This window comes from Pseudonocardia pini (genome assembly GCF_013870575.1).
Lineage (GTDB): Bacteria > Actinomycetota > Actinomycetes > Mycobacteriales > Pseudonocardiaceae > Pseudonocardia > Pseudonocardia pini.
In genome coordinates, this window is the sequence record NZ_JACBXB010000874.1 from 1 (window position 1) to 2,123 (window position 2,123).

Consider the following 2,123-nt stretch of genomic DNA (forward strand, 5'->3'; position numbering starts at 1 on the left):
ATCCGCCTCCCAGTCCTTGTGGTTGGGGTGGTGTAGTCGTGTTGTTGGGTAGGGGAGCGTCGTGCATCCGTTGAAGCCTCGGGGTGACCTAGGGGTGGAGGGTGTGCGAGTGAGAATGCAGGCATGAGTAGCGAATGCAGAGTGAGAATCTCTGCCGCCGGATGACCAAGGGTTCCTGGGCCAGGTTGTTCCGCCCAGGGTGAGCCGGGACCTAAGGCGAGGCCGACAGGCGTAGTCGATGGATAACGGGTTGATATTCCCGTGCTCGTGATAGTGCGTCCATGCTGAGGTCGTTGATGCTAACCATCCGAAACCCCCTTTGATTCCTTCGGGATGATGGGGTGTGGTGGAGCGTGGGACCCGATTCGGTAGTAGGCAAGCGATGGGGTGACGCAGGAGGGTAGCCTCGCCACGCGGTGGTTGTCGTGGTGTAAGCCTGTAGCCTGATTCCTAGGTAAATCCGGGGGTCGTGAAGGGTGAGAGGTGATGCGTAGCCGATTGAGGCGAAGTAGGGTGATCCCATGCTGTCGAGAAAAGCCTCTAGTGAGTGCTGTTGCGGCCCGTACCCCAAACCGACACAGGTGGTCAGGTAGAGAATACCGAGGCGATCGAGTGAACTCTGGTTAAGGAACTCGGCAAAATACCTCCGTAACTTCGGGAGAAGGAGGGCCGGTTGTCTTGAAGCTCCTTGCGGGCTAGGGATGGCCGGTCGCAGAGACCAGGCCCAAGCGACTGTTTACTAAAAACACAGGTCCGTGCGAAGTCGCAAGACGATGTATACGGACTGACGCCTGCCCGGTGCTGGAACGTTAAGAGGACCTGTTAGTCCTTCGGGGCGAAGCGGAGAATTTAAGCGCCAGTAAACGGCGGTGGTAACTATAACCATCCTAAGGTAGCGAAATTCCTTGTCGGGTAAGTTCCGACCTGCACGAATGGCGTAACGACTTGGGCGCTGTCTCGACCAGAGACTCGGCGAAATTGCACTACGAGTAAAGATGCTCGTTACGCGCGGCAGGACGGAAAGACCCCGGGACCTTTACTACAGCTTGGTATTGGTGCTCGGTTCGGCTTGTGTAGGATAGGTGGGAGACTGTGAAGCGTTCACGCTAGTGGGTGTGGAGTCGTTGTTGAAATACCACTCTGGTCGAATTGGGTGTCTGAACCTCGGGCCATGATCTGGTTCAGGGACAGTGCCTGGTGGGTAGTTTAACTGGGGCGGTTGCCTCCCAAAGAGTAACGGAGGCGCCCAAAGGTTCCCTCAGCCTGGTTGGCAATCAGGTGTTGAGTGTAAGTGCACAAGGGAGCTTGACTGTGAGACTGACAGGTCGAGCAGGGACGAAAGTCGGGACTAGTGATCCGGCACCACCTGGTGGAAGGGGTGTCGCTCAACGGATAAAAGGTACCCCGGGGATAACAGGCTGATCTTGCCCAAGAGTCCATATCGACGGCATGGTTTGGCACCTCGATGTCGGCTCGTCGCATCCTGGGGCTGGAGTAGGTCCCAAGGGTTGGGCTGTTCGCCCATTAAAGCGGTACGCGAGCTGGGTTTAGAACGTCGTGAGACAGTTCGGTCCCTATCCGCCGCGCGCGCAGGAGACTTGAGGAAGGCTGTCCCTAGTACGAGAGGACCGGGACGGACGAACCTCTGGTGTGCCAGTTGTCCCGCCAGGGGCATGGCTGGTTGGCTATGTTCGGAAGGGATAACCGCTGAAGGCATCTAAGCGGGAAGCTCGTTCCAAGATGAGGTCTCCCACCACCTTGCGTGGTTAAGGCTCCCAGTAGACGACTGGGTTGATAGGCCAGAGATGGAAGCCCTGTGAGGGGTGGAGTTGACTGGTACTAATAGGCCGAGGGCTTGCCACAACATGTTGTTCGCATCCACTGTGTGACCCTGAGCACACAACCATTTTGTCCCGGTTTCGGGGCGTGGTTGGTGTTCGGCCCCCGAGTATCGCCTTGTGATGGGCGATGTTGGGGGGATAGTTGAATAGTGTTGTCGGTGGTTATGGCGGAGGGGGAACGCCCGGTCCCATCCCGAACCCGGAAGCTAAGCCCTCCAGCGCCGATGGTACTGCACTCGCCAGGGTGTGGGAGAGTAGGTCGCCGCCGACATCAAACATCGA

The 2,123-nt window shown here is 57.7% G+C and carries 2 rRNA genes; both read left to right on the forward strand.

Features of this window, described 5'->3' with window-relative positions:
- Window positions 1-1,863: ribosomal RNA gene (locus H5J29_RS34500) — 23S ribosomal RNA — on the forward strand; the annotation flags it as partial.
- A gap of 132 nt (window positions 1,864-1,995) precedes the next feature.
- Window positions 1,996-2,112, forward strand: a 5S ribosomal RNA gene (rrf, locus tag H5J29_RS30210).
- The last annotated feature ends 11 nt before the right edge of the window (window positions 2,113-2,123 follow it).